Origin of the sequence: Pantoea sp. Acro-807 (assembly GCF_011752675.1) — a bacterium.
GTDB lineage: Bacteria > Pseudomonadota > Gammaproteobacteria > Enterobacterales > Enterobacteriaceae > Pantoea > Pantoea eucrina.
Genome location: NZ_VWXE01000005.1, coordinates 18816 through 41442 on the forward strand (window position 1 = coordinate 18816; position 22627 = coordinate 41442).

The 22627-nt window shown below is 57.9% G+C and carries 19 protein-coding genes; 12 read left to right on the plus strand and 7 right to left on the minus strand.

Annotated elements, in window-relative coordinates:
* Positions 1-165 precede the first annotated feature (165 nt).
* The 5 genes from glgB to glgP all read left to right on the plus strand — a co-directional run bounded on the left by glgB (position 166) and on the right by glgP (position 9603).
* Positions 166-2352, plus strand: a complete 2187-nt coding sequence (gene glgB / locus F3J39_RS12825) for a 1,4-alpha-glucan branching enzyme (protein ID WP_104085629.1) — start codon at positions 166-168, stop codon at positions 2350-2352.
* Entirely contained in the window at positions 2352-4331 is a 1980-nt protein-coding gene (gene glgX / locus F3J39_RS12830; RefSeq protein ID WP_039381885.1) for a glycogen debranching protein GlgX, read from the plus strand. Before glgB ends, glgX begins: the two co-directional genes overlap by 1 nt.
* 10 nt (positions 4332-4341) lie before the next feature.
* Positions 4342-5634 carry a glucose-1-phosphate adenylyltransferase gene (gene glgC / locus F3J39_RS12835; protein WP_094112167.1) on the plus strand — a complete coding sequence of 431 codons (1293 nt, stop codon included), beginning with the start codon at positions 4342-4344 and terminating at the stop codon, positions 5632-5634.
* Positions 5635-5699: 65 nt separating this feature from the next.
* A complete protein-coding gene (gene glgA, locus F3J39_RS12840; protein WP_039381887.1) occupies positions 5700-7133 on the plus strand; it encodes a glycogen synthase GlgA in 1434 nt (477 codons plus the stop codon).
* Between the two features lie 22 nt (positions 7134-7155).
* Positions 7156-9603, plus strand: coding sequence for a glycogen phosphorylase (gene glgP / locus F3J39_RS12845; protein ID WP_039381888.1), 2448 nt, complete (start codon positions 7156-7158; stop codon positions 9601-9603).
* Between the two features lie 70 nt (positions 9604-9673).
* Here glgP and F3J39_RS12850 read toward each other — a convergent pair whose 3' ends face one another.
* A complete protein-coding gene (locus F3J39_RS12850) occupies positions 9674-10228 on the minus strand; it encodes a DcrB family lipoprotein (RefSeq protein ID WP_039381890.1) in 555 nt (184 codons plus the stop codon).
* Between the two features lie 113 nt (positions 10229-10341).
* Positions 10342-11007: a 7-cyano-7-deazaguanine/7-aminomethyl-7-deazaguanine transporter gene (locus F3J39_RS12855; RefSeq protein WP_039381893.1), complete on the minus strand. Its 666-nt coding sequence runs from the start codon at positions 11005-11007 to the stop codon at positions 10342-10344.
* A 249-nt stretch (positions 11008-11256) separates the two neighbouring features.
* Between F3J39_RS12855 and tusA the strand changes: the two genes are divergently transcribed.
* The gene (tusA, locus tag F3J39_RS12860; RefSeq protein WP_039381895.1) at positions 11257-11508 is read left to right on the plus strand and encodes a sulfurtransferase TusA; all 252 of its coding nucleotides are present in this window, start codon (positions 11257-11259) and stop codon (positions 11506-11508) included.
* Here the strand turns inward: tusA and F3J39_RS12865 are convergent.
* Positions 11486-13768, minus strand: coding sequence for a zinc/cadmium/mercury/lead-transporting ATPase (locus F3J39_RS12865; protein ID WP_166714290.1), 2283 nt, complete (start codon positions 13766-13768; stop codon positions 11486-11488). The two genes, tusA and F3J39_RS12865, sit on opposite strands and share 23 nt — an antisense overlap.
* A gap of 92 nt (positions 13769-13860) precedes the next feature.
* A complete protein-coding gene (locus F3J39_RS12870) occupies positions 13861-14490 on the minus strand; it encodes a lysoplasmalogenase (protein ID WP_039381901.1) in 630 nt (209 codons plus the stop codon).
* A gap of 159 nt (positions 14491-14649) precedes the next feature.
* Between F3J39_RS12870 and F3J39_RS12875 the strand changes: the two genes are divergently transcribed.
* On the plus strand, positions 14650-15006 hold the full coding sequence (locus tag F3J39_RS12875) for a DUF2500 domain-containing protein (RefSeq protein ID WP_039381903.1): 357 nt from the start codon (positions 14650-14652) through the stop codon (positions 15004-15006).
* A gap of 39 nt (positions 15007-15045) precedes the next feature.
* Here F3J39_RS12875 and F3J39_RS12880 read toward each other — a convergent pair whose 3' ends face one another.
* Positions 15046-15315 carry a DUF1145 family protein gene (locus F3J39_RS12880; RefSeq protein ID WP_039331733.1) on the minus strand — a complete coding sequence of 90 codons (270 nt, stop codon included), beginning with the start codon at positions 15313-15315 and terminating at the stop codon, positions 15046-15048.
* Positions 15305-15904 carry a 16S rRNA (guanine(966)-N(2))-methyltransferase gene (gene rsmD, locus F3J39_RS12885; protein ID WP_108570117.1) on the minus strand — a complete coding sequence of 200 codons (600 nt, stop codon included), beginning with the start codon at positions 15902-15904 and terminating at the stop codon, positions 15305-15307. The genes F3J39_RS12880 and rsmD overlap by 11 nt, the downstream gene beginning before the upstream one ends.
* 228 nt (positions 15905-16132) lie before the next feature.
* Here rsmD and ftsY point away from each other — a divergent pair, with 228 nt between their 5' ends.
* The 4 genes from ftsY (at position 16133) to rpoH (ending at position 20542) form a co-directional block, all read left to right on the plus strand.
* Positions 16133-17785 carry a signal recognition particle-docking protein FtsY gene (gene ftsY / locus F3J39_RS12890; RefSeq protein ID WP_166714291.1) on the plus strand — a complete coding sequence of 551 codons (1653 nt, stop codon included), beginning with the start codon at positions 16133-16135 and terminating at the stop codon, positions 17783-17785.
* A gap of 5 nt (positions 17786-17790) precedes the next feature.
* Positions 17791-18459 carry a cell division ATP-binding protein FtsE gene (gene ftsE, locus F3J39_RS12895; RefSeq protein WP_065650521.1) on the plus strand — a complete coding sequence of 223 codons (669 nt, stop codon included), beginning with the start codon at positions 17791-17793 and terminating at the stop codon, positions 18457-18459.
* A complete protein-coding gene (gene ftsX, locus F3J39_RS12900) occupies positions 18449-19444 on the plus strand; it encodes a permease-like cell division protein FtsX (RefSeq protein WP_104085623.1) in 996 nt (331 codons plus the stop codon). The genes ftsE and ftsX overlap by 11 nt, the downstream gene beginning before the upstream one ends.
* Before the next feature lie 240 nt (positions 19445-19684).
* On the plus strand, positions 19685-20542 hold the full coding sequence (gene rpoH / locus F3J39_RS12905) for an RNA polymerase sigma factor RpoH (protein WP_039381911.1): 858 nt from the start codon (positions 19685-19687) through the stop codon (positions 20540-20542).
* A gap of 71 nt (positions 20543-20613) precedes the next feature.
* On the opposite strand, the gene panM is transcribed toward rpoH, so the two are convergent.
* Complete coding sequence (gene panM / locus F3J39_RS12910) at positions 20614-21009, minus strand: aspartate 1-decarboxylase autocleavage activator PanM (RefSeq protein ID WP_039381914.1); 396 nt, start codon at positions 21007-21009, stop codon at positions 20614-20616.
* Positions 21010-21410: 401 nt separating this feature from the next.
* Between panM and F3J39_RS12915 the strand changes: the two genes are divergently transcribed.
* Entirely contained in the window at positions 21411-22538 is a 1128-nt protein-coding gene (locus F3J39_RS12915; RefSeq protein WP_104085622.1) for a branched-chain amino acid ABC transporter substrate-binding protein, read from the plus strand.
* Positions 22539-22627: the final 89 nt, after the last annotated feature.

A 22627-nucleotide genomic window follows, 5' to 3' on the forward strand; every position in this document is an offset into this window, starting at 1 on the left:
ACAGGTTGTACTTTGTAAGCGAATTAGTAGTGGTACCTGGCAACGAATTTTCCCATGGAGGGTGGCCTCTCTTGCCAGCGTACGTATGACTCAATGAAAAGCAGCGCACTTACAGCGGCACAGCTGCCCCTGCGGTCGCCTGCACAAAATCATAGGAAGAAAGTCATGTCAGAGTTTCCCGATCGCGATGCGATCAATGCGCTTTTTGCCGGGGATTACGCCGACCCCTTTTCTGTCCTGGGAATGCACCAGACCGTTCAGGGCCTTGAAGTCCGCGCGCTGCTGCCGGATGCGTCTGAAGTCTGGGTGATTGAAACCAAAACCGGCCGCAAATGTGGTCAGCTGAAGTGTCTGGATTCACGCGGCTTTTTCAGCGGAGTGATTCCGCGCCGCAAGAACATGTTTCGCTATCAGCTGGCGGTGAACTGGCATGGTCAGCAGAATCTGATTGATGACGCCTACCGTTTTGGCCCGCTGCTGGCCGATATGGACGCCTGGCTGCTGGCTGAAGGTACGCACCAGCGTCCGTATGAAACCCTGGGTGCGCACGGCGCGACCATTGATGGCGTCAGCGGCATCCGCTTTGCCGTATGGGCGCCGAATGCCCGGCGCGTCTCTGTGGTGGGCGACTTCAACTTCTGGGACGGCCGCCGTCATCCGATGCGCTTCCGGCGCGAACTCGGTATCTGGGAGCTGTTTGTGCCGGGTGCGGTAAACGGACAGCTCTATAAATATGAGATTGTCGATTTACACGGGCAGATGCGTATCAAAGCTGACCCGTTTGCGTTTGAAGCGCAGATGCGCCCGCAGACGGCATCGATGATCTGCGGCCTGCCGCCGAAGGTTGAGATGCAGCCAGCGCGCAAAGCGGCGAACGGTTTTGATCAGCCTATCTCTATTTATGAGGTGCACCTCGGCTCATGGCGACGCCACACCGATAACAACTTCTGGCTGAGCTACAAAGAGCTGGCTGAGCAGCTTATCCCCTATGTCAAAGAGATGGGCTTTACCCATATCGAGCTGCTGCCGATTAATGAGCATCCGTTTGACGGCAGCTGGGGTTATCAGCCGCTGGGCATGTATGCGCCGACGCGGCGCTTCGGCACGCGCGATGAGTTCCGTCAGTTTATTGCAGCGGCACATGAGGCGGGTATCAACGTACTGCTGGACTGGGTACCGGGCCATTTTCCTGACGACGACTTCGGTCTGGCGAAATTTGACGGCACTGAACTCTATGAGCACAGCGATCCGCGCGAAGGGTATCATCAGGACTGGAATACGCTGATCTATAACTTTGGCCGGCGTGAAGTCAGCAACTATCTCTCCGGTAACGCGCTTTACTGGCTGGAGCGGTTTGGCATTGACGGCCTGCGCGTGGATGCGGTGGCTTCAATGATCTACCGCGACTACAGCCGTAAAGCGGGCGAGTGGATCCCGAATCATCTGGGCGGGCGCGAAAATCTGGAAGCGATTGCATTTCTGCGTCATACCAACCAGACGCTGGGCACGGCGGTACCTGGCAGCATCACCGTGGCGGAAGAGTCAACCGACTTCCCTGGCGTCACGCGCCCGAGCGAAAATGAAGGGCTGGGCTTCTGGTTTAAGTGGAACCTGGGCTGGATGCACGACACCCTCGACTACATGAAGCTCGACCCGGTACATCGCCGCTATCATCACAATCTGATGACATTTGGCATGGCCTACAACTACAGCGAAAACTTCGTGCTGCCGCTCTCCCATGACGAAGTGGTGCACGGCAAGCGCTCTATTCTCGATCGCATGCCGGGTGACGCCTGGCAGAAGTTCGCTAACCTGCGCGCCTACTACGGCTGGATGTGGGCGTTTCCGGGTAAAAAGCTGCAGTTTATGGGCAATGAGTTTGCTCAGGGGCGCGAGTGGAACCATGACGTCAGCCTCGACTGGCACCTGCTGGAAGGCGATGACAACTGGCATCACGGCGTGCAGCGTCTGGTACGCGATCTCAACCACACCTATCGCCACTATGCGCCACTTTATCAGCTCGACTTTGATCCGCAGGGCTTTGAGTGGCTGGTAGTGGATGACCACGATAACTCGGTGTTTGTCTTTGTACGCCGCGACCGCGAAGGCAATGAGATCATTGTTGCCAGCAACTTTACGCCGGTCACGCGCCAGGATTACCGTTTTGGCGTCAATCAGGCGGGCAGCTGGCGCGAAGTGCTGAATACCGATCAGCACGACTATCACGGCAGCGACGTGCGTAACCACAGCATCGCCCGCACCGACGAGATTGCCAGCCACGGCCGCGCGCAGTCGCTGAGTCTGACCCTGCCACCGCTGTCGACCATCTGGCTGGTGCGGGAGGCGGACTGATGATCGAAGCGGGCCAGCCTGCGCCGCACGGGGCCCGCTATGATGGACGCGGCGTCAACTTCACGCTCTTCTCGCGTCACGCAGAGAAGGTGGAGCTCTGCCTGTTCAGCTGTGAAGGAGAGGAGCAGCGTCTGACGCTGCCCGCCCGCAGCGGCGATATCTGGCACGGCTATATTGCCGGGCTGAAGCCGGGTCAGCGCTACGGCTATCGCGTTTATGGTCCGTGGGATCCGCAGCGGGGACACCGTTTTAATCCGGCTAAACTGCTGGTGGACCCCTGCGCCAAAGCCGTTACCGGCAGCGTTGCGGATGACGCCGCGCTGTATGGCGGCATCGCGCAGCCTGACAGTCAGGACAGCGCCGGCTGCATGCCCAAATCGCTGGTTATCGCTGAAGACTTTGACTGGGAAGACGATCGGCCACCGCGTACGCCCTGGGGCAAAACGGTCATTTACGAAGCGCACGTGCGCGGTCTGACGCAGCTGCATCCGGAAATTCCTGAAACGCTGCGCGGGACGTATGCGGCGCTCGGCCACCCTGCTATGGTGAAGTACCTGCGCGACCTCGGCATTACCGCGCTGGAGCTGCTGCCGGTGGCGGCGTTTGCCAGCGAGCCGCGGCTGCAGCGGACAGGGCTGCAAAACTACTGGGGCTACAACCCCTACGCGCTCTGGGCGGTACACCCGGATTATGCGTCAGGGGAAGCGGGCGTCACAGCGCTGCAGGAGTTTCAGCAGGCGGTGAAAACGCTGCACGCAGCAGGTATTGAAGTGATCCTGGACGTGGTCTTTAACCACTCCGCAGAGCTGGAAGAGATTGGCCCGACGCTGTCGCTGCGCGGGGTGGATAACGCCAGCTACTACTGGCTTGATGAGCAGGGGAATTACCAGAACTGGACCGGCTGCGGCAACACGCTAAATCTCAGCGATCCGCAGGTGGTGGCGTGGGCGCTGGAAGCGCTGCGATACTGGGTACAGCACTGTCACGTTGATGGCTTTCGCTTTGATCTCGCCAGCGTGCTGGGGCGTACGCCGGACTTTTGCGCTGAAGCACCGCTGCTGGCGGCGATTCGCGCCTGTCCGGTTCTGTCGCAGGTCAAGCTGATTGCTGAGCCGTGGGATATCGGCGAAAACGGCTATCAGGTGGGCCGGTTTCCGCCAGGCTTTGCCGAATGGAACGACCATTTTCGCGACGCCGCACGCCGCTACTGGCTGCATGGCGAACTGAACAACGGCGAGCTGGCGCGTCGGTTTGCCGCCTCAGCCGATCTGTTTCAGCAGGCAGGGCGCCGGCCGCACGCCAGCATTAATTTTATTACCGCGCATGATGGCTTCACGCTGCGCGACCTGGTGAGCTATAACCATAAACATAATCAGGCTAACGGCGAGGATAACCGCGACGGCAGCAGTGACAACTTCAGTCATAACCACGGGCATGAAGGGCTGAAAGCGAATCCGGATGTCCTGCAGCGGCGGCGGCACAGCGCGCATGCGCTGCTGACCACGCTGCTGCTGGCACAGGGCACGCCGATGCTGCTGGCGGGCGATGAGCGCGGCCAGAGCCAGTATGGCAACAACAACGCCTACTGTCAGAATAACCTGCTGACGTGGCTCAACTGGCAGCAGGATGATGAAGGACTGGTCGACTTTACTGCGGCGCTGATCCAGCTGCGCCAGCGCATTCCGGCGCTGACGGCAGACTGCTGGTGGCAGGAAGGTGATGGTCAGGTGCAGTGGTTCAATGCCAGCGGCAAACCACTGGAACCAGAAGAGTGGGAGCGGGGTGCGCATCAGATGCAAATCCTGCTGTCGGATCGCTGGCTGATAACAATAAATGCAACAGATGCAATCAGTGACCTAGCCTTACCAGACGGAGAATGGCATGCCATACCTCCTTTCGCCGGGGAAGATAATCCCATTTTGACAACTGTCTGGCACGGGCCCGCACGCGGCGTGTGTGTGTTCCTAAAGCAATCATAAGGAGTCAGACATGGTGAAGTTAGACAGAAACGATCCTCTGATGCTGGCGCGCCAGCTCCCTACCCAGACAGTTGCCCTGATCCTTGCTGGCGGACGCGGCACGCGTCTGAAAGATCTGACCGCAAAACGCGCGAAGCCTGCCGTTCACTTTGGCGGCAAGTTTCGTATCATCGACTTTGCCCTTTCCAACTGCATTAACTCAGGCATCCGGCGCATTGGCGTTATTACCCAGTATCAGTCGCATACGCTGACGCAGCATATTCAGCGCGGATGGTCACTGTTTAACGAAGAGATGAATGAGTTTGTCGATTTGCTGCCCGCTCAGCAGCGCGCCGCGACGGAGTACTGGTATCGCGGCACTGCCGATGCGGTGACGCAGAACCTCGATATTATCCGGCGCTATAACGCACAGTACATCGTGATCCTTGCTGGCGATCACATCTACAAAATGGACTACTCGCGTATGCTGCTCGACCACGCTGAACGCGGGGCGAAGTGCACTATCGCCTGTCTGCCGGTTCCGCTGGCGGAAGCGACCGCCTTTGGCGTGATGGCGGTAGATGCTGACAACAACGTGGTCGATTTTGTTGAAAAACCCGCGACTCCTCCCGCTATGCCTGGCGACGCAGATAAGGCGCTGGCAAGTATGGGTATCTATGTTTTCAATGCCGACTATCTTTATCAGTTACTGGAAGAAGATTTGCTGGTAGAGAACTCCAGCCACGACTTTGGCAAAGATCTGCTGCCAAAAATTGTGGCGAGCGGTGAGGCGTATGCACATTCATTCACGCTCTCCTGCGTGCAGAACGATGAGAATGCAGAACCCTACTGGCGTGATGTAGGTACGCTGGAGGCCTACTGGCGTGCGAATCTTGATCTGGCATCCGTGACGCCAGAGCTGGATATGTATGACCATGAATGGCCCATCCGGACCCATATGGAGCCACTGCCGCCGGCTAAATTTGTGCAGGATCGCTCCGGCAGTCATGGCATGACCATGAACTCGCTGGTATCGGGCGGCTGTATTATTTCCGGCTCCGTAGTCGTGAATTCAGTGCTGTTTCCGCGCGTGCGCGTAAACTCATTTTGCAATATTGATTCAGCGGTGCTGCTACCGGATGTTGTGGTAGGCCGTTCGTGCCGGCTTCGCCGCTGTGTAATTGACCGTGCCTGCGCAATCCCGGAGGGCATGGTGATTGGAGAGAATCCGGATGAAGACAGCCGGCGTTTTTACCGATCGGAAGAGGGCATCGTACTGGTGACGCGCGCCATGCTGGCCAGGCTGGCCACCGCGGGTCAGTGAGTGGCGACAAGCATACAAAAAAACCGCCGCGTGGAACGCGCGCGATAACATAATAGGGGTTCAGGATGCAGGTTTTACATGTCTGTTCAGAGCTTTTTCCGCTGCTGAAAACGGGCGGGCTGGCTGATGTCGTCGGCGCATTACCGCAGGCGCAAATAGCCGATGGTACGGATACGCGGGTACTGATCCCGGCGTTTCCGGATCTGCGTAAAGGAATTCCTGATACTGACGTGGTGGCGGAGCTGCAAACTTTTGCCGGGCCCGTGCGCCTGCTGTTCGGGCAGTACAACGGTGTCGGTATTTATCTGATTGATGCGCCAGGACTGTATGACCGTCCCGGCAGCCCCTACCACGACACGTCGCAGTTCGCATACGTAGACAACTATCTGCGTTTCGCACTGCTGGGCTGGATGGGTGCCGAGCTGGCCAGCGGAGTAGATGGCCTGTGGCGTCCGCAGATTGTGCACGCGCATGACTGGCATGCCGGTCTGACCTGCGCCTATATCGCCGCGCGCGGCAATCCGGCTAAAACGGTCTTTACCGTACACAACCTTGCCTATCAGGGGCTGTTTAACGCCCGGCATCTGGATGAGATTCAGATCCCGCGCGAATATTTTGGCATGCATGGCCTGGAGTTTTACGGCCAGATCTCTTACCTCAAGGCTGGTCTGTTCTTTGCCGATCACATCACGGCGGTCAGTCCGACCTACGCGCTGGAGATCACCCGACCGGAGTTTGGTTATGGCATGGAAGCGCTGCTGGAGCAGCGTCTGCGTGAAGGTCGTCTGAGCGGTATTCTCAACGGTGTGGATCCGGGCATCTGGGATCCGGCTCATGACCTGCTGCTGACCGCCCGTTATGACCGCGAAACCCTGGAAAGCAAAGCGGAAAACAAACGTCAGCTGCAGATCGCCATGGGACTGAAGGTCGACGATAAAGTGCCGATTTTCTGCGTCATCAGCCGGCTGACAAAACAGAAAGGGCTCGATCTGGTGCTGGAAGCGCTGCCGGGTCTGCTGGCGCAGGGCGGGCAGCTGGTGCTGCTGGGTCAGGGCGACGCCGAACTGCAGCAGGGTTTCCTTGCGGCCGCGGCGGAACACCCCGGCAGCGTAGGCGTGCAGATTGGCTATCACGAAGCGTTCTCACACCGCATTGTTGGCGGTGCCGATGTGATTATGGTTCCCAGCCGCTTTGAACCCTGCGGGCTGACGCAGCTCTATGGCCTGAAATATGGCACGCTGCCGCTGGTGCGTCGTACCGGTGGCCTGGCCGATACCGTACAGGATAGCTCTCTGGAGAACCTGGCGGATGGTGTTGCCAGCGGCTTCAGTTTTGAAGACAGCAATGCCTGGTCACTGCTGCGGGCTATTCGTCGCGCCTTTGTACTCTGGTCACGGCCTTCACTGTGGCGCTATGTTCAGCGCCAGGCCATGGCGATGGATTTCAGCTGGCAGGTGGCTGCGCAGGCCTACCGCGATCTTTATCAACGTATGCTGTAATTGAGAGATTGGGAGTCCGGATATGAATGCACCTTTCACCTACGCCTCACCCACGCTGACGGTTGAAGCGCTGAAGCACTCAATCGCCTATAAGCTGATGTTTACGATTGGCAAAGATCCTTCAATCGCGAATAAACACGAGTGGCTGAACGCCTCGCTGCTCGCGGTGCGCGACCGTATGGTGGAGCGCTGGCTGCGTTCCAGCCGTGCGCAGCTGTCGCAGGATGTGCGTCAGGTTTACTACCTATCGATGGAGTTCCTGATGGGCCGCACGCTGGGCAATGCGCTGCTGGCGATGGGCATTTATGACGATCTCAATCAGGCGCTGGATGAGATGGGACTCAATCTCAGCGAACTGATGGAAGAGGAGAACGATCCCGGACTCGGCAACGGCGGCCTTGGTCGTCTGGCCGCCTGCTTTTTAGATTCGCTGGCAACGTTAGGCCTGCCGGGACGCGGTTACGGCATCCGCTATGACTACGGTATGTTCCGGCAGAACATTGTCGATGGCCAGCAGCGTGAGTCGCCGGACTACTGGCTGGAGTATGGCAATCCGTGGGAATTTCAGCGCCATAATACCCGCTATAAAGTGCGTTTCGGCGGTCGTCTGCAGCATGAGGGCGCGCGCGTTCGCTGGATTGAAACAGAAGAGATTGTCGCGATGGCGTACGATCAAATCATTCCCGGTTTTGACACCGATGCCACCAATACCCTGCGGCTGTGGGGGGCGCAGGCGAGCAATGAGATCAATCTCGGCAAGTTTAACCAGGGCGACTACTTTGCGGCCGTCGAGGACAAAAATCATTCCGAGAACGTTTCGCGGGTTCTCTATCCGGATGATTCAACCTACTCAGGACGCGAGCTGCGGCTGCGTCAGGAGTACTTTCTTGTCTCCTCTACGGTGCAGGATATTCTGCATCGCCACTGGAAAATGCATGAAACCTGGGACAACCTTGCTGACAAAGTCGCTATCCATTTGAACGACACGCATCCGGTTCTGGCGATCCCGGAGCTGATGCGGCTGCTGATTGATGAGTATAAATTCAGCTGGGATGACGCGTTTGAAGTCACCTGTCAGATCTTCTCCTATACCAACCATACGCTGATGAGCGAGGCGCTGGAGACCTGGCCGGTAGATATGATCGGCAAAATTTTGCCGCGTCACCTGAGTATTATTTTCGAGATCAACGATTACTTCCTGAAGACGATTCAGGAGCACTATCCCGACGACTGGGATCTGATGTCGCGCATCTCGATTATCGATGAGAATGATGGCCGCCGCATCCGTATGGCGTGGCTGGCGGTGGTGGTGAGTCACAAAGTAAACGGCGTCTCTGAGCTGCACTCCAATTTGATGGTGCAGTCGCTGTTTGCCGACTTTGCCCGGCTCTTTCCGGGACGTTTCTGCAACAAGACCAACGGCGTGACGCCGCGTCGCTGGCTGGCGCTGGCGAATCCGGCGCTCTCCGGCGTGCTGGATGAAACCATTGGCCGCACCTGGCGCACCGATCTGTCACAGCTCAGCGAGCTGCAGCCGCATATCGACTACCCGGCGTTTATTCGCCAGGTTGCCGATGCCAAATTTGCCAACAAGCAGCGGCTGGCGGCATGGGTCGCCAAGAATATGGATATCGTGCTCAATCCGCACGCGCTGTTCGATGTACAGATCAAGCGTATTCACGAGTACAAACGGCAGCTGCTTAACGTGCTGCATGTGATCACCCGCTATAACCGGATCAAAGCCGATCCCGATGCCAGCTGGGTGCCGCGCGTAAATATTTTTGCCGGTAAAGCCGCCTCGGCCTACTACGTGGCAAAACACATTATCCATCTGATCAACGATGTGGCTGACGTGATCAACAACGATCCGCAGGTAAAGAACAAGCTGAAAGTGGTGTTTATTCCTAACTACGGCGTCAGCCTCGCGCAGATCATCATTCCGGCGGCCGATCTTTCCGAGCAGATCTCCACGGCGGGTACTGAGGCCTCCGGCACCAGTAACATGAAGTTTGCGCTAAACGGCGCGCTGACCATCGGCACGCTGGATGGCGCAAACGTGGAGATGCGCGAGCACGTGGGCGCAGAGAACATCTTTATCTTCGGCAACACCACGCCGCAGGTTGAGCAGCTGCGCAAAGAGGGCTACAACCCGCGCAAATACTTTGAGGAAGATGCTGAGCTGCACCAAGTGCTGACGCAGATTGCCACCGGCGTGTTCAGTCCGCAGGAGCCTGGACGGTATCGCAACCTGTTTGATGCGCTGGTTAACTTTGGTGACCACTATCAGCTGCTGGCGGATTACCGCAGCTATGTGGATACGCAGGATAAAGTGGATAAGCTTTACCGGCAGCCGGATGAGTGGCAGCGGCGTGCAGCGCTGAATATCGCCGGTATGGGCTACTTCTCGTCAGATCGCACCATTCAGGAGTATGCGGATGAGATCTGGCATATTTCGCCGGTGCGGTTATAAAAAAGGTCGCCATGAATGGCGACCCTGCAAAATATGGCCCGATGCGCATTAATGCGCATCGGGTAACGGCTTACTTCAGCGTAATGCTCTTCACAATGCTGTCTGCATCGCTCTGCGCCTGCTGCTGATTCTCTGCCGGCAGGGTGATCTGCAGCGTCAGCAGCTGGTTATCGACTTTTGCCAGCACCACCGTTGACCACGATGTCTGGTTGTTAGCGGAAATCACCGTATCCAGCTGCTGTGCCGGCTGGTCTTTCAGCGTTACCGCTTTATTCGACACCACCTGCAGCTGCGGATCGCGATTGCGCTGCTGCTGCTCCAGACGTTTTGAGAGCGTCTCAAGTGAGTCACTGGTCGGGTCGCCGGCAATCACGATAATGGCGCGCTGGCCGGTTTCATTAGCGTAGACGTGCATATTGGTGGATTCAGAGCCGAGTTTACCGCTCTTATCAGACATGCCCGCAGGCAGCGTAAAGCTCAGTTTCCCTTCCATCAGATTCACCGTCTGAGCGGACTGGCTGACGCTGGTACCGCTGTTGTCAGCAGCATCCTCTTTTTTCTGATCGCACGCCGCCAGGCCCAGCACCAGCAGGCCGATACCTGCATACTTCACTACGTTGCGCATTCTGTTCCCTTTTACAATTGCAGTCTGGCTTATACAAACGGAATCGGCGGTCAAAAGCAACCGCCGATGTGTCAGGAAATCTTAGCGCACCGCGCCATTTCGTCTATGGCACATTAGCCGAAATTGATCTGGCGGGCCTGATGCCGTTCCGCCATGCGCTTCAGGGCGGCATTCAGCAGCAGGCCGTAGGCGGGCAGGAAGAAGATCAGGCAGATCAGCACTTTGAAGCTGTAGTCCACCAAGGCAATCTCGACCCAGTGCGCTGCCATGAAGGGATCCTGGCTCTTATAAAAAGCGATAAAGAAAAAGGCCAGCGTATCGCTGACGTTGCCGAGAAACATGGCGCAGGCTGGCGCTATCCACCACTGCGGCAGCTGGCGCAGACGGTTAAAGACGTGAACGTCAAGGATTTGACCCAGCGCATAGGCCATAAAGCTGGCGCAGGCGATACGGGCGACAAACAGATTGACCTGTTGCAGCGACGCCCAGCCCTGCCATGCCCCCTGATAAAAGAGGCAGGAGATAGCGTACGAGATAAATAGCGCCGGGATCATCACCGCGAGAATAATGCGTCGCGCGAGCGGGGCGCCAAAAATACGCACGGTCAGGTCGGTTGCGAGAAAAATAAAGGGAAAGCTAAACGCACCCCAGGTGGTATGAAAACCGAAAATAGCGACCGGCAGCTGAACCAGATAATTGCTGGAGGTGATCACCAGCAGATGAAACAGCGACAGCCAGAAAAGGGCGTGCATGCGCTGACGCGCAGAAAAAGCGATCATATTGAGCCTTTTTTAACAATGGGGTGAGGGAACCCATCCCTTCATCGTTCGCATTTTTGCTGCGCTGGCTGCGCGTGCCAAAAGACTAACGATTTTGGGGACTAAGCAACGGTATTGAAAAATCGGACGGCATCTTAACCCGTTGCGCAATTTATGCAACGGTTAATTTTAACGCAATCGTTGTCGCCTTGCGCTGCGGAAATGGCGAGCTAGAATGAGCATCCCTGTTTACTGACCGATAAGAGAATCATGAGCGATCCTTTCTCCGCACCCGACCACACGCTGGACGCGCTGGGCCTGCGCTGCCCTGAACCCGTGATGATGGTACGCAAGACGGTACGCACGATGCAGGCGGGTGAAACGCTGCTGATTATTGCCGACGATCCGGCGACTACGCGCGATATCCCCGGCTTCTGCCGCTTTATGGATCACGATTTACTGGCACAGCAGACCGAAGCGCTGCCGTACCAGTATCTGATCAGGAAAGGCGCGGAGGCCTGACGGGGGGCTGGCGCAGCAGACGCAGAGCGTTTGCGGTCACCAGCGCCGTAGCGCCCGAATCGGCCAGCACTGCCAGCCACAAGCCGGTTAAGCCGAGCAGCGTCGTGAGCAGAAACAGCGCCTTCAGCCCCAGCGCCAGCGTAATATTCTGCAGCACGATGGCGCGGGCGCGCCGCGCCAGCGCGACGGTCTGCGGCAGAAGGGTCAGGCGGTTCTGCGTCAGCGCAGCGTCGGCCGTTTCCAGCGCCACGTCGGTGCCGCTGCCCATAGCAATCCCGATAGCCGCCGCTTTCATCGCTGGCGCATCATTAATGCCGTCACCTACCATAGCCAGCGGCTGCTGCTGGCTCAGCGCGCGTACGGCACTGACTTTGTCTGCCGGCAGCAAACCCGCCCGATATTCAATATTAAGTTCTGCCGCTATGGCGGCGGCCGCACGCGGGTTATCACCGGTCAGCATGACGCTGGCGATCCCCGCGGCTCTGAGTTGATCGATAGCCGCCGCAGCCTCTTCACGCAGCCGATCCTGCAGCGCCAGCAGCCCCAGCGGCCGATCTGCCTGCAGCAGGATCACCACCGTGTTGCCCTCGCGCTCGTACTCCATCACACGCTGCCGCTGCTGATCGCTCAATCCCGGCGCGGCACGCGGTGTCAGCAGCTGATAAGGGACGCCGTCGATGCTCGCGCGAATACCGCTGCCCGCCAGCGCCTGCTGCTGTTGCGCATCCGGCAGAGTCAGCTGCCGTTTCGCGGCTTCTGCGATAATCGCCTGCGCCAGCGGGTGCCCGGACCCGCGCTCTGCCGCCGCCGCGAGGCGCAGCAGCGCCGCTTCGTCAGTCTGACCGAAAGCGTGGATCGCCGTAACCTGCGGTTTACCCAGGGTCAGCGTGCCGGTTTTGTCGAAGGCGATAACCTGCACGCGGCTCAGCTGCTCCAGCGCGGCGCCGCCTTTAAGCAGCACGCCCTGACGCGCGGCAGAGGCCAGCGCTGAAGTCACCGCCGCCGGCGTTGAGATCACCAGCGCGCAGGGGCAGCCAATCAGCAGCAGCGTCAGCCCTTTATAGATCCACGGCTGCCACTCTCCCAGGCCAGAGAGCGGCGGGACCACCATCACCAGTAGCGCCAGCAGCATAATGGCCGGCGTATAGATGCGGCTAAAGCGATCGATAAAGCGTTCTGCCGGTGCGCGATGGCTCTCCGCTTCATCAATGAGCTGCAGGATACGATCGATAGCGCTCTCTCCCGGCAGAGAGGTCACTTTTATCTGCACCAGCCGATCAACGCTGGTGGCGCCCGCCATCAGCCGATCGCCGGGCTGATGGCTCACCGGCAGGGACTCACCGGTTAATGCGCTTTCATCAAAGCTGGCGCTGAACTGCAGCAGCTCGCCATCAACCGGCAGGCGGCCGCCGGCGGCAACTTCAATAATGTCGCCCGGCTGCAGCGCCGCCAGCGGGATCGCAACGCGCTGCGCGCCCTGCAGCCGTGTCGCACGCTCCGGACGCAGCGCCATCAGAGCGGTCACACCGCGTCGCGCCTGCGCTGCGGCCCAGGCCTCAAGCCGCTCACCGATTAAAAACAGCAGCAGCACCATCGCAGCTTCGGCATGAGCGCCCGTTACCAGCGCGCCGGCTGCCGCCGCCGTCATCAGCGTTTCGATTGAGAAAGGCGAGCCGCTGCGGATCCGCTGCCAGGCGCTGTGCGCGACCGGCAGGAGACCGGCCAGCGCGGTCGCAACAAACAGGCGATCGCCCCAGATCGGTGACTGCTGACTTATCAGCCAGCTCGTCAGCATCAGCAGTGCCAGCAGCAGCAGCGCGGCGCGATCGCGCCAGCATGAAGTCGCTGGCGGGGGAGCGGGGGCATCAGCGGCGTGCAGCCTGAAGCCCGCCTGTTTTACCGCCTGTTCTATAGCGGCCTGCATGGCAGCGGGAGCGCAGACTTCCAGCTTTTCACTGGCAAAAATCACGCGCGCCTGCGTGACCTGCGGCAACTTTTGCACGGCGGTTTCGATAGTGCGCGCGCAGCCCGGGCAGTCCATCCCGGTAATTCGCCAGCGCAGTGCAGGCAGCCCGTTAGCAAAGTCTCTGTTTTCATCCGCGTCAGCTGACGCCGCGCTTCCGGCACAGCAGGCGGTGCCGGTTGTGACGGGCGTGGTCAGACGGGTGAAGCGGGCCGCGGGCAGGGGGCGCACGGCAGCGTGTGGCCGCAGTTTGCTGCCCGGCCGGTCACAGCCGCAGGGGGAAATCTGTTGATGCATGGAGCCTCCGGTATCAGTAACGGGCAGCTGCCCGTTACTGAAGGCTACACTCTGGAGTCAGCTCCAGAGTCAAGCCCGGAATGGCCGGATTATCAGGAGAGCCAGAGTGAACGCACGATCATAAAATGACCGGCAAAATAGCAGGCGGCGACAATGGCGCTGTCAGCGCTGAAGCGGCGGCGATAGTGTGAAATAAACCAGATAATATTGGCCAGCAGCAGCAGGCCCGCACCAATCAGCAGCGAGAAACTGTAGTCGGTCGGACGGAAAAAGTAGTTTTCAGCCGCCATCCAGTTCATCACCAGCGTCATGCCAATCAGGGTACAGATGGGCCAGCGCAGCTCCTCCAGCCGCGTCCAGAGCAGCGCAATGACCGCAACGCCGATAATCAGAAACGTCAGCGGAATAGGCCAGTAGAAGCTCATGGTCATATGGGCGGTAAAACTGATGGTGTAGAGCAGATGCGAAAGGAAAAACGCGCCCAGCGCATAAAGCATTTGCTGTCGGGGCAGCAGCATCAGCGCATCGCCTGCCAGCGTGGCAATCAGTCCGGCAAGGATCAGATAGTCAGTGGTATTCACAGCCGGTGCCTGCCAGGCCCAGGCAACCAGCAGCAGCAGGGTAACAGGTTTAAACAGCCAGCGTTGCCACTGCGGACCGCGATAGGAGGCATCCACATAAAGCCAGCCGGAAAAAAGTACTGCAAGGAAAGACCAAAGCATTTTTTCTCCCTTTTGTAGACCAGATGTCCACACTGTTGAAATATCCCAGACTCTCTTTGAGTTTAAGTTACCGCTGGCAAATGTGACAATCGGGCAACTCTGGTTGTATGCTTTAGCTTCTTTTTTAATGATCAAATGAAGTGAAGTGCGAGCAAAAACATGAGCAAACCACCGCTAATCTTTTTTATCGTCCTGGCGATTATCGCCATTCTGGCGACCCGGCAGTTTATCAAGCAGCGGCGGGAAGCTGCGGTTAACGACGCCTCCCCGGTACGATCGCTGACCGTGCAGGTAAAAACCAAGCGTGAATATCCGGCACCGAATCGTCGTTCGCGTCAGCGCGAAGAGATTGCCGGTGAAGAGATGAAATATGAAGCCTGGTTTCATCCGCTGAACGGGGCGAGCGACATTAAAACCGCGGTCAGCGCCAGCGATTATCACCAGATGGATAAGGGCGTAAAAGGCGAGCTGAAGATGCAGGGCAGCCGTTTTGTCAGCTTTACCCCCGCGCGCTGAAACCGGAGCGCCGGCAAAGGTGCCCCGGTTAGCGCCGGATCACATCTTCGGATAGTGCTTTTTCTGCCAGGCGAGCAGCTCAAATACCCCGAAAAAGAAAATCTTAGCCTGCGTGGCGCCGCTCAGCTTCGGCGCCTCTTTGGGCTGGGTGGCGCGCAGCAGCACCAGCTGCAGTCCATGCATAATCACCATGAAAAACAGGGCGACATGCACAAAATAGCGCAGCGGTGTGGGGAAAGGGTGCACCAGATTAAGCAGCAGAAAAGCCCAGACGCAAATCATCAGTAACCGTCCCAGATTAAGCCACATCATGCGCCTCCTGTTGGCGTTGATAGAGTCGATAGGCGACCTGACCGGCGATCTTCTCCCGGTAAAGCAGCCAGCTGGCGGGCACGTCAGGCGCCCCCTGTTCCACTTCACTTTCCACGTAAATCAGCGCGTCTGCGCTCAGCCACTGATTGCGCTCCAGCAGCGCCAGCGTCTCCGCCAGCAACCCTTTGCGAAAGGGCGGATCGACAAATACGATATCAAAAGCTTCGCCAGGCTGCGCCAGCCACTGCAGCGCGCTGGTCTGCACCACCGTCGCCTGCGTGGCGCGCAGCGTGTCGACATTGCGCGACAGCTGCTGCGCTACGCTGCGCTCCAGCTCCAGCAGCGTGACTGAACCCGCATAGCGCGACAGCGCTTCGAGACCCAGCGCGCCGCTGCCGGCGAAGCAGTCGAGGCAGCGCGCCTGCGGAAGATCGGGCGCCAGCCAGTTAAACAGGGTTTCGCGTACGCGATCGGTCGTGGGGCGCAGGCCTGCGCTATCCGGCACCGGAAGTTTACGGCCGCGCCACTGGCCGCCAATGATGCGGATCTGGCCAGCGCCGCCGCCGCTGCGGGGTGATTTACTCATTTTGCTCACAACTCGTCATAATTTGTTGCGTAGTTTAACGGGCGCGACAGGCAGAAGAAACGTAAAAAAGGGTGCTGTGGTGCGGTGGCCGGAAAGTGTTAGACTATTGAACGATACAAGCGTGCGTAATTCGCTGATTTTACGCCGCAGAAAGCTAAAAAACTGAATTTATATCCCCTGGGGACAGCGTGCTACCGGGAATAAGCCATCGAGGAGTGTAGTTACACAATGGCAAAAGAGAAAAAACGCGGCTTTTTTTCCTGGCTGGGATTAGGCAAGGAAGAGCAGGCACCCGCCCCGGCTGAAGAGCAGGTAAAAGAGCAGCCTGCAGAGGAGGCTCAGCCCGCTGCCGCTGAAGAGAGTGCGTCAGAGCGTGCCGAAGCGCAGGCAGCAGAAACCGTTGCGCTGACGGAGCAACTGGCGAAAGAGCAGGCGGCAGCAGATCAGGCAGCCCGGCATGCGCTGCCACCTGAAGAGGCCATCATCACCGCGCAGCCGGAGGAGATCCTGCCGGAAGAGGAGTCTGAACTGGCGCCGCTGCCGGTCAATGAAGAGATCCTGCCGGAAGAGGAGCCTGAGCTGGCGCCGCTGCCGGTTAATGAAGAGATCCTGCCGGAAGAGGAGCCTGAACGGGCGCCGCTGCCGGTTGCTGAAGAGACCCTGCCGCAAGAAGAACCTGAACTGGCGCCGCTGCCGGAAGAGATACCGGCTGCCACTGCCGGGGAGCCACCGCTGACAGCCGCCGTCGCGCCGGAACCGGTTCTGCCCGGCGATGAAAGCCAGCTGGCGGAAGCGGAACCTCTGGCAGATGAGGATGCGCCGCTCAGCGATGAAGAGCTGGAGGCACTGGCGCTGGCGGAAACCTACGCTGAAGACGCCGCTGCAGACTCTGCAGACACCGTAAGCGATCTTCCGCTGGCGGCCGCGCCTATTGTGGCGCAGGAGCAGGAGCGCCCGACTAAAGAGGGCTTTTTTGCGCGCCTCAAGCGCAGCCTGGTTAAAACGCGCACCAACCTTGGCTCAGGTTTTATCAGCCTGTTTCGCGGTAAAAAGATTGATGACGACCTGTTTGACGAGCTGGAAGAGCAGCTGCTGATTGCGGATGTGGGCGTGGAAACTACTCGCCGGATTATCACCAGCCTGACTCAGCAGGCGAGCCGCAAACAGCTGCGCGATGCTGAAGCGCTCTATGGTCTGCTGAAGGCGGAAATGGCCGGCATTCTCGATAAAGTCGATGCGCCGCTGGATGTCAGTGGCAAAACGCCGTTTGTGATCCTGATGGTCGGCGTAAACGGCGTCGGCAAAACCACCACTATCGGTAAACTAGCGCGCCAGTATCAGGCGGAAGGCAAATCGGTGATGCTGGCTGCCGGCGATACCTTCCGTGCCGCTGCGGTCGAGCAGCTGCAGGTGTGGGGAGAGCGCAATCATATTCCGGTTGTGGCACAGCATACCGGTGCGGATTCCGCCTCGGTGATTTTCGATGCTATTCAGGCGGCGAAGTCGCGCAATGTGGATGTGTTAATTGCGGATACCGCTGGTCGCCTGCAGAACAAATCGCACCTGATGGAAGAGCTGAAAAAAATCACCCGCGTGATGAAGAAGCTGGATGAGGATGCGCCGCATGAAGTGATGCTGACGTTAGATGCCAGCACCGGACAGAATGCGGTGAGTCAGGCAAAACTGTTTAATGAAGCGGTAGGGCTGACCGGTATCGCCCTGACCAAGCTGGACGGCACGGCGAAGGGGGGCGTTATCTTCTCCATTGCCGATCAGTTCGGCATTCCTATTCGCTATATCGGTGTCGGAGAAGGCATCGAAGATTTACGGCCATTTAAGGCCGAAGACTTTATTGAGGCACTGTTTGCCCGAGAGGAATGATTGGCATGATTCGCTTTGAAGAAGTCAGTAAGGCTTATCTTGGAGGGCGCCAGGCGCTGCAGGGCGTTGATTTTCATCTGCGTCCCGGCGAGATGTCCTTCCTGACCGGACACTCCGGCGCGGGTAAAAGTACCCTGCTGAAGCTGATTTGCGGCATTGAGCGTCCGAGCGCCGGACAGATCTGGTTCAGCGGGCACGATATCTCCCGCCTGCGTCACAGCGAAGTGCCGTTTCTGCGGCGCCAGATTGGCATGATTTTCCAGGATCACCATCTGCTGATGGATCGCTCTGTCTATGACAATGTGGCTATCCCGCTGATTATTTCCGGCGCCAGCGGCGAAGATATCCGCCGTCGTGTTTCAGCGGCCCTGGATAAAGTCGGCCTGCTCGACAAAGCGAAAAGTTACCCGATTCAGCTCTCCGGCGGTGAACAGCAGCGCGTGGGTATTGCGCGCGCGGTGGTTAATAAACCCGCCGTACTGCTGGCAGATGAACCCACCGGTAACCTCGATAATGCGCTGTCAGAAGATATCCTGCGCCTGTTTGAAGAGTTCAACCGGGTCGGGGTAACGGTACTGATGGCAACCCACGATCTGGGGCTGATCGCGCGGCGTAACTACCGCGTGATGACGCTGAATCAGGGACGTCTGCACGGAGGCCACGATGGTCAATAAACGCAACAAGCGCCCGGCGGCGGCCAGAGCGGCAAAGCAGCCTAAAACGCCGTCAAAGCGCAAAGCGCTAAAAGGTGGCTGGCAGGAGCAGTGGCGCTACGCCCTGCGCGGCACCCTGTCTGATATGTGGCGCCAGCCGCTGGCAACGCTGCTTACCGTTATGGTTATCGCGATTTCACTGACGCTGCCGAGCGTCTGTTACATGGTGTGGAAAAACGTCAGCCAGGCGGCCACCCAGTGGTATCCGGCGCCGCAGCTGACGGTCTATCTCGACAAGACGCTGGACGACAGTGCGGCAGAAAACGTCACCGCACAGCTTAAGCAGCTGGAAGGCGTCGACAGTGTGAACTACCTGACGCGCGACGAGGCGCAGAGTGAGTTTCGCAACTGGTCTGGTTTTGGCGGCGCGATGGATCTGCTGGAGCAGAATCCGCTGCCGGCGGTGGCCATCATCACGCCGAAGCTTAATTTCCAGAACTCAGACACTATGGCAAGCCTGCGCGATCGGGTGGCAAAAGTGCAGGGCGTGGATGAAGTACGGATGGATGACAGCTGGTTTGCCCGTCTGGCGGCGCTGACCGGTCTGGTCGGGCAGGTGGCCTCTATGATCGGTCTGCTGATGATTGTGGCAGTGTTCCTGGTGATTGGTAACAGCGTCCGGCTCAGCATCTTTGCCCGGCGTGACACCATCAACGTCCAGAAGCTGATTGGCGCAACGGATGGCTTTATCCTGCGGCCGTTCCTCTATGGCGGTGCGCTGCTCGGTTTTGCCGGTGCGCTGCTGTCGCTGGTGCTGTCTGAAGTGCTGGTGCTGCGACTGCAGTCGGTGGTGGCGCAGGTCGCGTCGGTGTTTGGCACCGCCTTTACGCTGGAAGGTTTTGCGTGGGACGAAGGCCTGCTGCTGCTGCTGATTGCCGCCATTATTGGCTGGATTGCTGCCTGGCTTGCCACTGTACAACATTTACGCCGATTTACGCCGCAGTAACCCATGGCAACGATTTTTTGATATACTCTTCCTCTGCCGCCAGCGATGCAGGCGCAGAGGAATGCTCCGATTTTCCCCGCTGTCACCTGTGTGTAAAATATTCACTGCTATAATTGAACTTGTGGATAACCCTGGCGTCTAATTAGCACAGATTGCTGTTGGTTTTCGCCTGACGTTGACATACTGTAGCGTCTGCGTAAGGACACGCGCAGCAACTCCATTGAATTTGTGAGGGTTTGAATGACCAAAGAAATGCAAACTTTAGCGATTGCTCCTCTGGGTAACCTGGAATCTTACGTTCGGGCTGCCAACAACTGGCCGGTATTGACGGCAGAAGAGGAAAAAGCACTGGCTGAGCGGCTGCATTACCAGGGCGATCTGGATGCAGCGAAAACGCTGATCCTGTCACACCTGCGCTTTGTTGTTCACATCGCACGTAACTATGCAGGTTATGGTCTGCCACAGGCGGATCTGATTCAGGAAGGCAACATCGGCCTGATGAAAGCGGTGCGCCGTTTTAATCCGGAAGTGGGCGTGCGCCTGGTCTCATTTGCAGTGCACTGGATCAAAGCAGAGATCCACGAGTACGTGCTGCGCAACTGGCGCATTGTCAAAGTCGCTACTACCAAAGCGCAGCGTAAGCTGTTCTTTAACCTGCGTAAAACCAAGCAGCGTCTGGGCTGGTTTAATCAGGATGAAGTTGACATGGTGGCGCGTGAACTCGGCGTCAGCACGAAAGATGTGCTGGAGATGGAGTCGCGTATGGCGGCACAGGACATGACCTTTGATATGTCCTCTGACGATGAGGCGGGCGACGGCAAGCCAATGGCTCCCGTACTCTACCTGCAGGATAAAACATCAGACTTCGCTGACGGTATCGAAGAGGATAACTGGGACGCCCACGCAGCGGATAAGCTGAGTGATGCGATGCTCAGCCTGGATGAACGCAGTCAGCATATCATCCGTGCCCGCTGGCTGGATGATGACAATAAAACCACGCTGCAGGAGCTGGCCGACCGCTATGGCGTTTCAGCGGAGCGCGTGCGTCAGCTGGAAAAGAATGCGATGAAAAAGCTGCGCATGGCGATTGAAGCCTGACAGTTCGCAGACGGTAATAAGGGCAACCTCAGGGTTGCCCTTTTTTATGTCCGCCATCCGGCCGCGTAACGCTACTCTGCCACTTTTACCCAGCCATCTGCCTGCGCGCGGAAGCCACACGCCTGCATAAACGCCGCCCGGATCCCCTGGTCAGCATAGCCATCATCCGCAATCCACCAGTGATCCTGCGAACCATTCTGCGCCAGAGTCTCCTCCAGTAAGTAACGCCCGACGCCGCGCCGGCGCGTAGCCTCACGGACTTCAAAGTGCGTGATTTTGCCGTGGGTACCGCGGATTTCCAGCTGCAGCGCGCCCAGCAGCCGATCGTTAAACCGCGCGGCATAGAGCCGCTGCGTATCACTCAATGTCTTTTCCAGCTGCGCAATATCCTGCTGTGGCCAGATTTTAGCGAGGTCGATGCGATCCTGCGGCGTAAGTGAAACGATACGCTGAATAGTGAGTTTCATAACCCGTACCTGTACTGGCAGAAAGGGCATAGTGTAGCGAATTTATACAGTCAGAGCGCTGTCACTTTTTTGCGATAAAAACAGGTCAAATGGCAGACACTTTGCCAGGATTGTGGAGTAAGCCCGCAACGATTGCCGAATAAGCCAGCATAACACGCTACCCTGGTGCACAAATTACGGCCATAACCTCCAGAGTATTATGCTGTTCAGGCCGCTCATTACTGAATATGTCAGTTGATTTACAGCAGAAAATTCCTGTTTAATAACCTGAAAATAAAGCTGTTTTAACAAAAAAAGCCAGATAAGAGCGCTAACTCCTTCTATCTGAATCAGTTTCCTCTTTCACTGGCTGAAATAAAACCAATCACAACAGACACGACATAACAGATGGGGAAGTACGCATGAAGATGAGTAAAGGACGCGCGTTACTGGCGGGCTGCGTTGCACTGGCACTGAGCCATGCCGCGCTGGCTGCCGATATTAAAATCGCTATCGTGGGTGCAGCAACCGGCCCGGTCGCGCAATATGGTGATATGCAGTTCACGGGTGCAGCGCAGGCGATCAAAGATATTAATGCCAAAGGCGGCGTAAACGGCGACAAGCTGGTTGGCGTGGAGTATGACGACGCGTGCGACCCGAAACAGGCGGTTGCGGTGGCGAACAAAGTGGTTAACGACGGCATTAAATATGTTATCGGCCATCTCTGCTCCTCTTCTACGCAGCCTGCATCTGACATCTATAACGATGAAGGCATTCTGATGATCACGCCGGCCGCCACCGCCCCTGAACTGACGGCGCGTGGCTATGCTGACGTTATGCGCACTACCGGTCTCGACTCCGATCAGGGGCCGACGGCAGCGACCTATATTCTGGAGCAGATCAAGCCGAAGCGTATTGCCGTTGTGCATGACAAGCAGCAGTACGGCCAGGGTCTGGCGGAGTCCGTGCAGAAAACCCTGAAGGCCAAAGGTGGCAACGTGGTGCTGTTTGAGGGCATCACCGCCGGCGATAAAGATTTCTCCACGCTGATTGCCCGCCTGAAGAAAGAGAACGTCGATTTTGTTTACTACGGCGGCTACTACCCGGAGCTGGGGCAGATCCTGCGCCAGGCAAAAACTGCCGGCCTGAAAGCGGGCTTTATGGGACCAGAGGGCGTGGGTAACGCCTCACTCTCCAATATTGCTGGCGATGCGTCAGAAGGGCTGTACGTCACGCTGCCAAAGCGTTATGACCAGCTGCCGGAGAACAAAGCGATCGTTGATGCCATTAAGGGCAACAGCGCTTCAAACCGCAAAGATCCGACCGGCCCGTTTGTCTGGACCACCTATGCCGCAATCCAGTCGCTGGTGGCGGGCATTGAGCGCAGCAAAAGCGATGAGCCCGATGCGATTGCAAAAAACCTGAAAGAGGGCGCACCGGTGCCAACCGTGATGGGCAACCTGAGCTGGGATCAGAAAGGCGATCTGAAAGGGTTCGAGTTCGGCGTGTTTAAATGGCACAAAGATGGCTCATCAACCGCAGTGAAATAAGCGCTGTTAACCGGTTCTACCGCATAGCGTAACTATCTCCCCCTCCCGTGCGCGGGCGGGGGCAGGGAGCTGGCAGACGCGCCGCGAGC

Coding starts and splice junctions, on each gene's coding strand:
- glgB (WP_104085629.1), top strand. CDS start 166: ATGTCAGAGTTTCCCGATCGCGATGCGATCAATGCGCTTTTTGCCGGG.
- glgX (WP_039381885.1), top strand. CDS start 2,352: ATGATCGAAGCGGGCCAGCCTGCGCCGCACGGGGCCCGCTATGATGGA.
- glgC (WP_094112167.1), top strand. CDS start 4,342: ATGGTGAAGTTAGACAGAAACGATCCTCTGATGCTGGCGCGCCAGCTC.
- glgA (WP_039381887.1), top strand. CDS start 5,700: ATGCAGGTTTTACATGTCTGTTCAGAGCTTTTTCCGCTGCTGAAAACG.
- glgP (WP_039381888.1), top strand. CDS start 7,156: ATGAATGCACCTTTCACCTACGCCTCACCCACGCTGACGGTTGAAGCG.
- F3J39_RS12850 (WP_039381890.1), bottom strand. CDS start 10,228: ATGCGCAACGTAGTGAAGTATGCAGGTATCGGCCTGCTGGTGCTGGGC.
- F3J39_RS12855 (WP_039381893.1), bottom strand. CDS start 11,007: ATGATCGCTTTTTCTGCGCGTCAGCGCATGCACGCCCTTTTCTGGCTG.
- tusA (WP_039381895.1), top strand. CDS start 11,257: ATGAGCGATCCTTTCTCCGCACCCGACCACACGCTGGACGCGCTGGGC.
- F3J39_RS12865 (WP_166714290.1), bottom strand. CDS start 13,768: ATGCATCAACAGATTTCCCCCTGCGGCTGTGACCGGCCGGGCAGCAAA.
- F3J39_RS12870 (WP_039381901.1), bottom strand. CDS start 14,490: ATGCTTTGGTCTTTCCTTGCAGTACTTTTTTCCGGCTGGCTTTATGTG.
- F3J39_RS12875 (WP_039381903.1), top strand. CDS start 14,650: ATGAGCAAACCACCGCTAATCTTTTTTATCGTCCTGGCGATTATCGCC.
- F3J39_RS12880 (WP_039331733.1), bottom strand. CDS start 15,315: ATGTGGCTTAATCTGGGACGGTTACTGATGATTTGCGTCTGGGCTTTT.
- rsmD (WP_108570117.1), bottom strand. CDS start 15,904: ATGAGTAAATCACCCCGCAGCGGCGGCGGCGCTGGCCAGATCCGCATC.
- ftsY (WP_166714291.1), top strand. CDS start 16,133: ATGGCAAAAGAGAAAAAACGCGGCTTTTTTTCCTGGCTGGGATTAGGC.
- ftsE (WP_065650521.1), top strand. CDS start 17,791: ATGATTCGCTTTGAAGAAGTCAGTAAGGCTTATCTTGGAGGGCGCCAG.
- ftsX (WP_104085623.1), top strand. CDS start 18,449: ATGGTCAATAAACGCAACAAGCGCCCGGCGGCGGCCAGAGCGGCAAAG.
- rpoH (WP_039381911.1), top strand. CDS start 19,685: ATGACCAAAGAAATGCAAACTTTAGCGATTGCTCCTCTGGGTAACCTG.
- panM (WP_039381914.1), bottom strand. CDS start 21,009: ATGAAACTCACTATTCAGCGTATCGTTTCACTTACGCCGCAGGATCGC.
- F3J39_RS12915 (WP_104085622.1), top strand. CDS start 21,411: ATGAAGATGAGTAAAGGACGCGCGTTACTGGCGGGCTGCGTTGCACTG.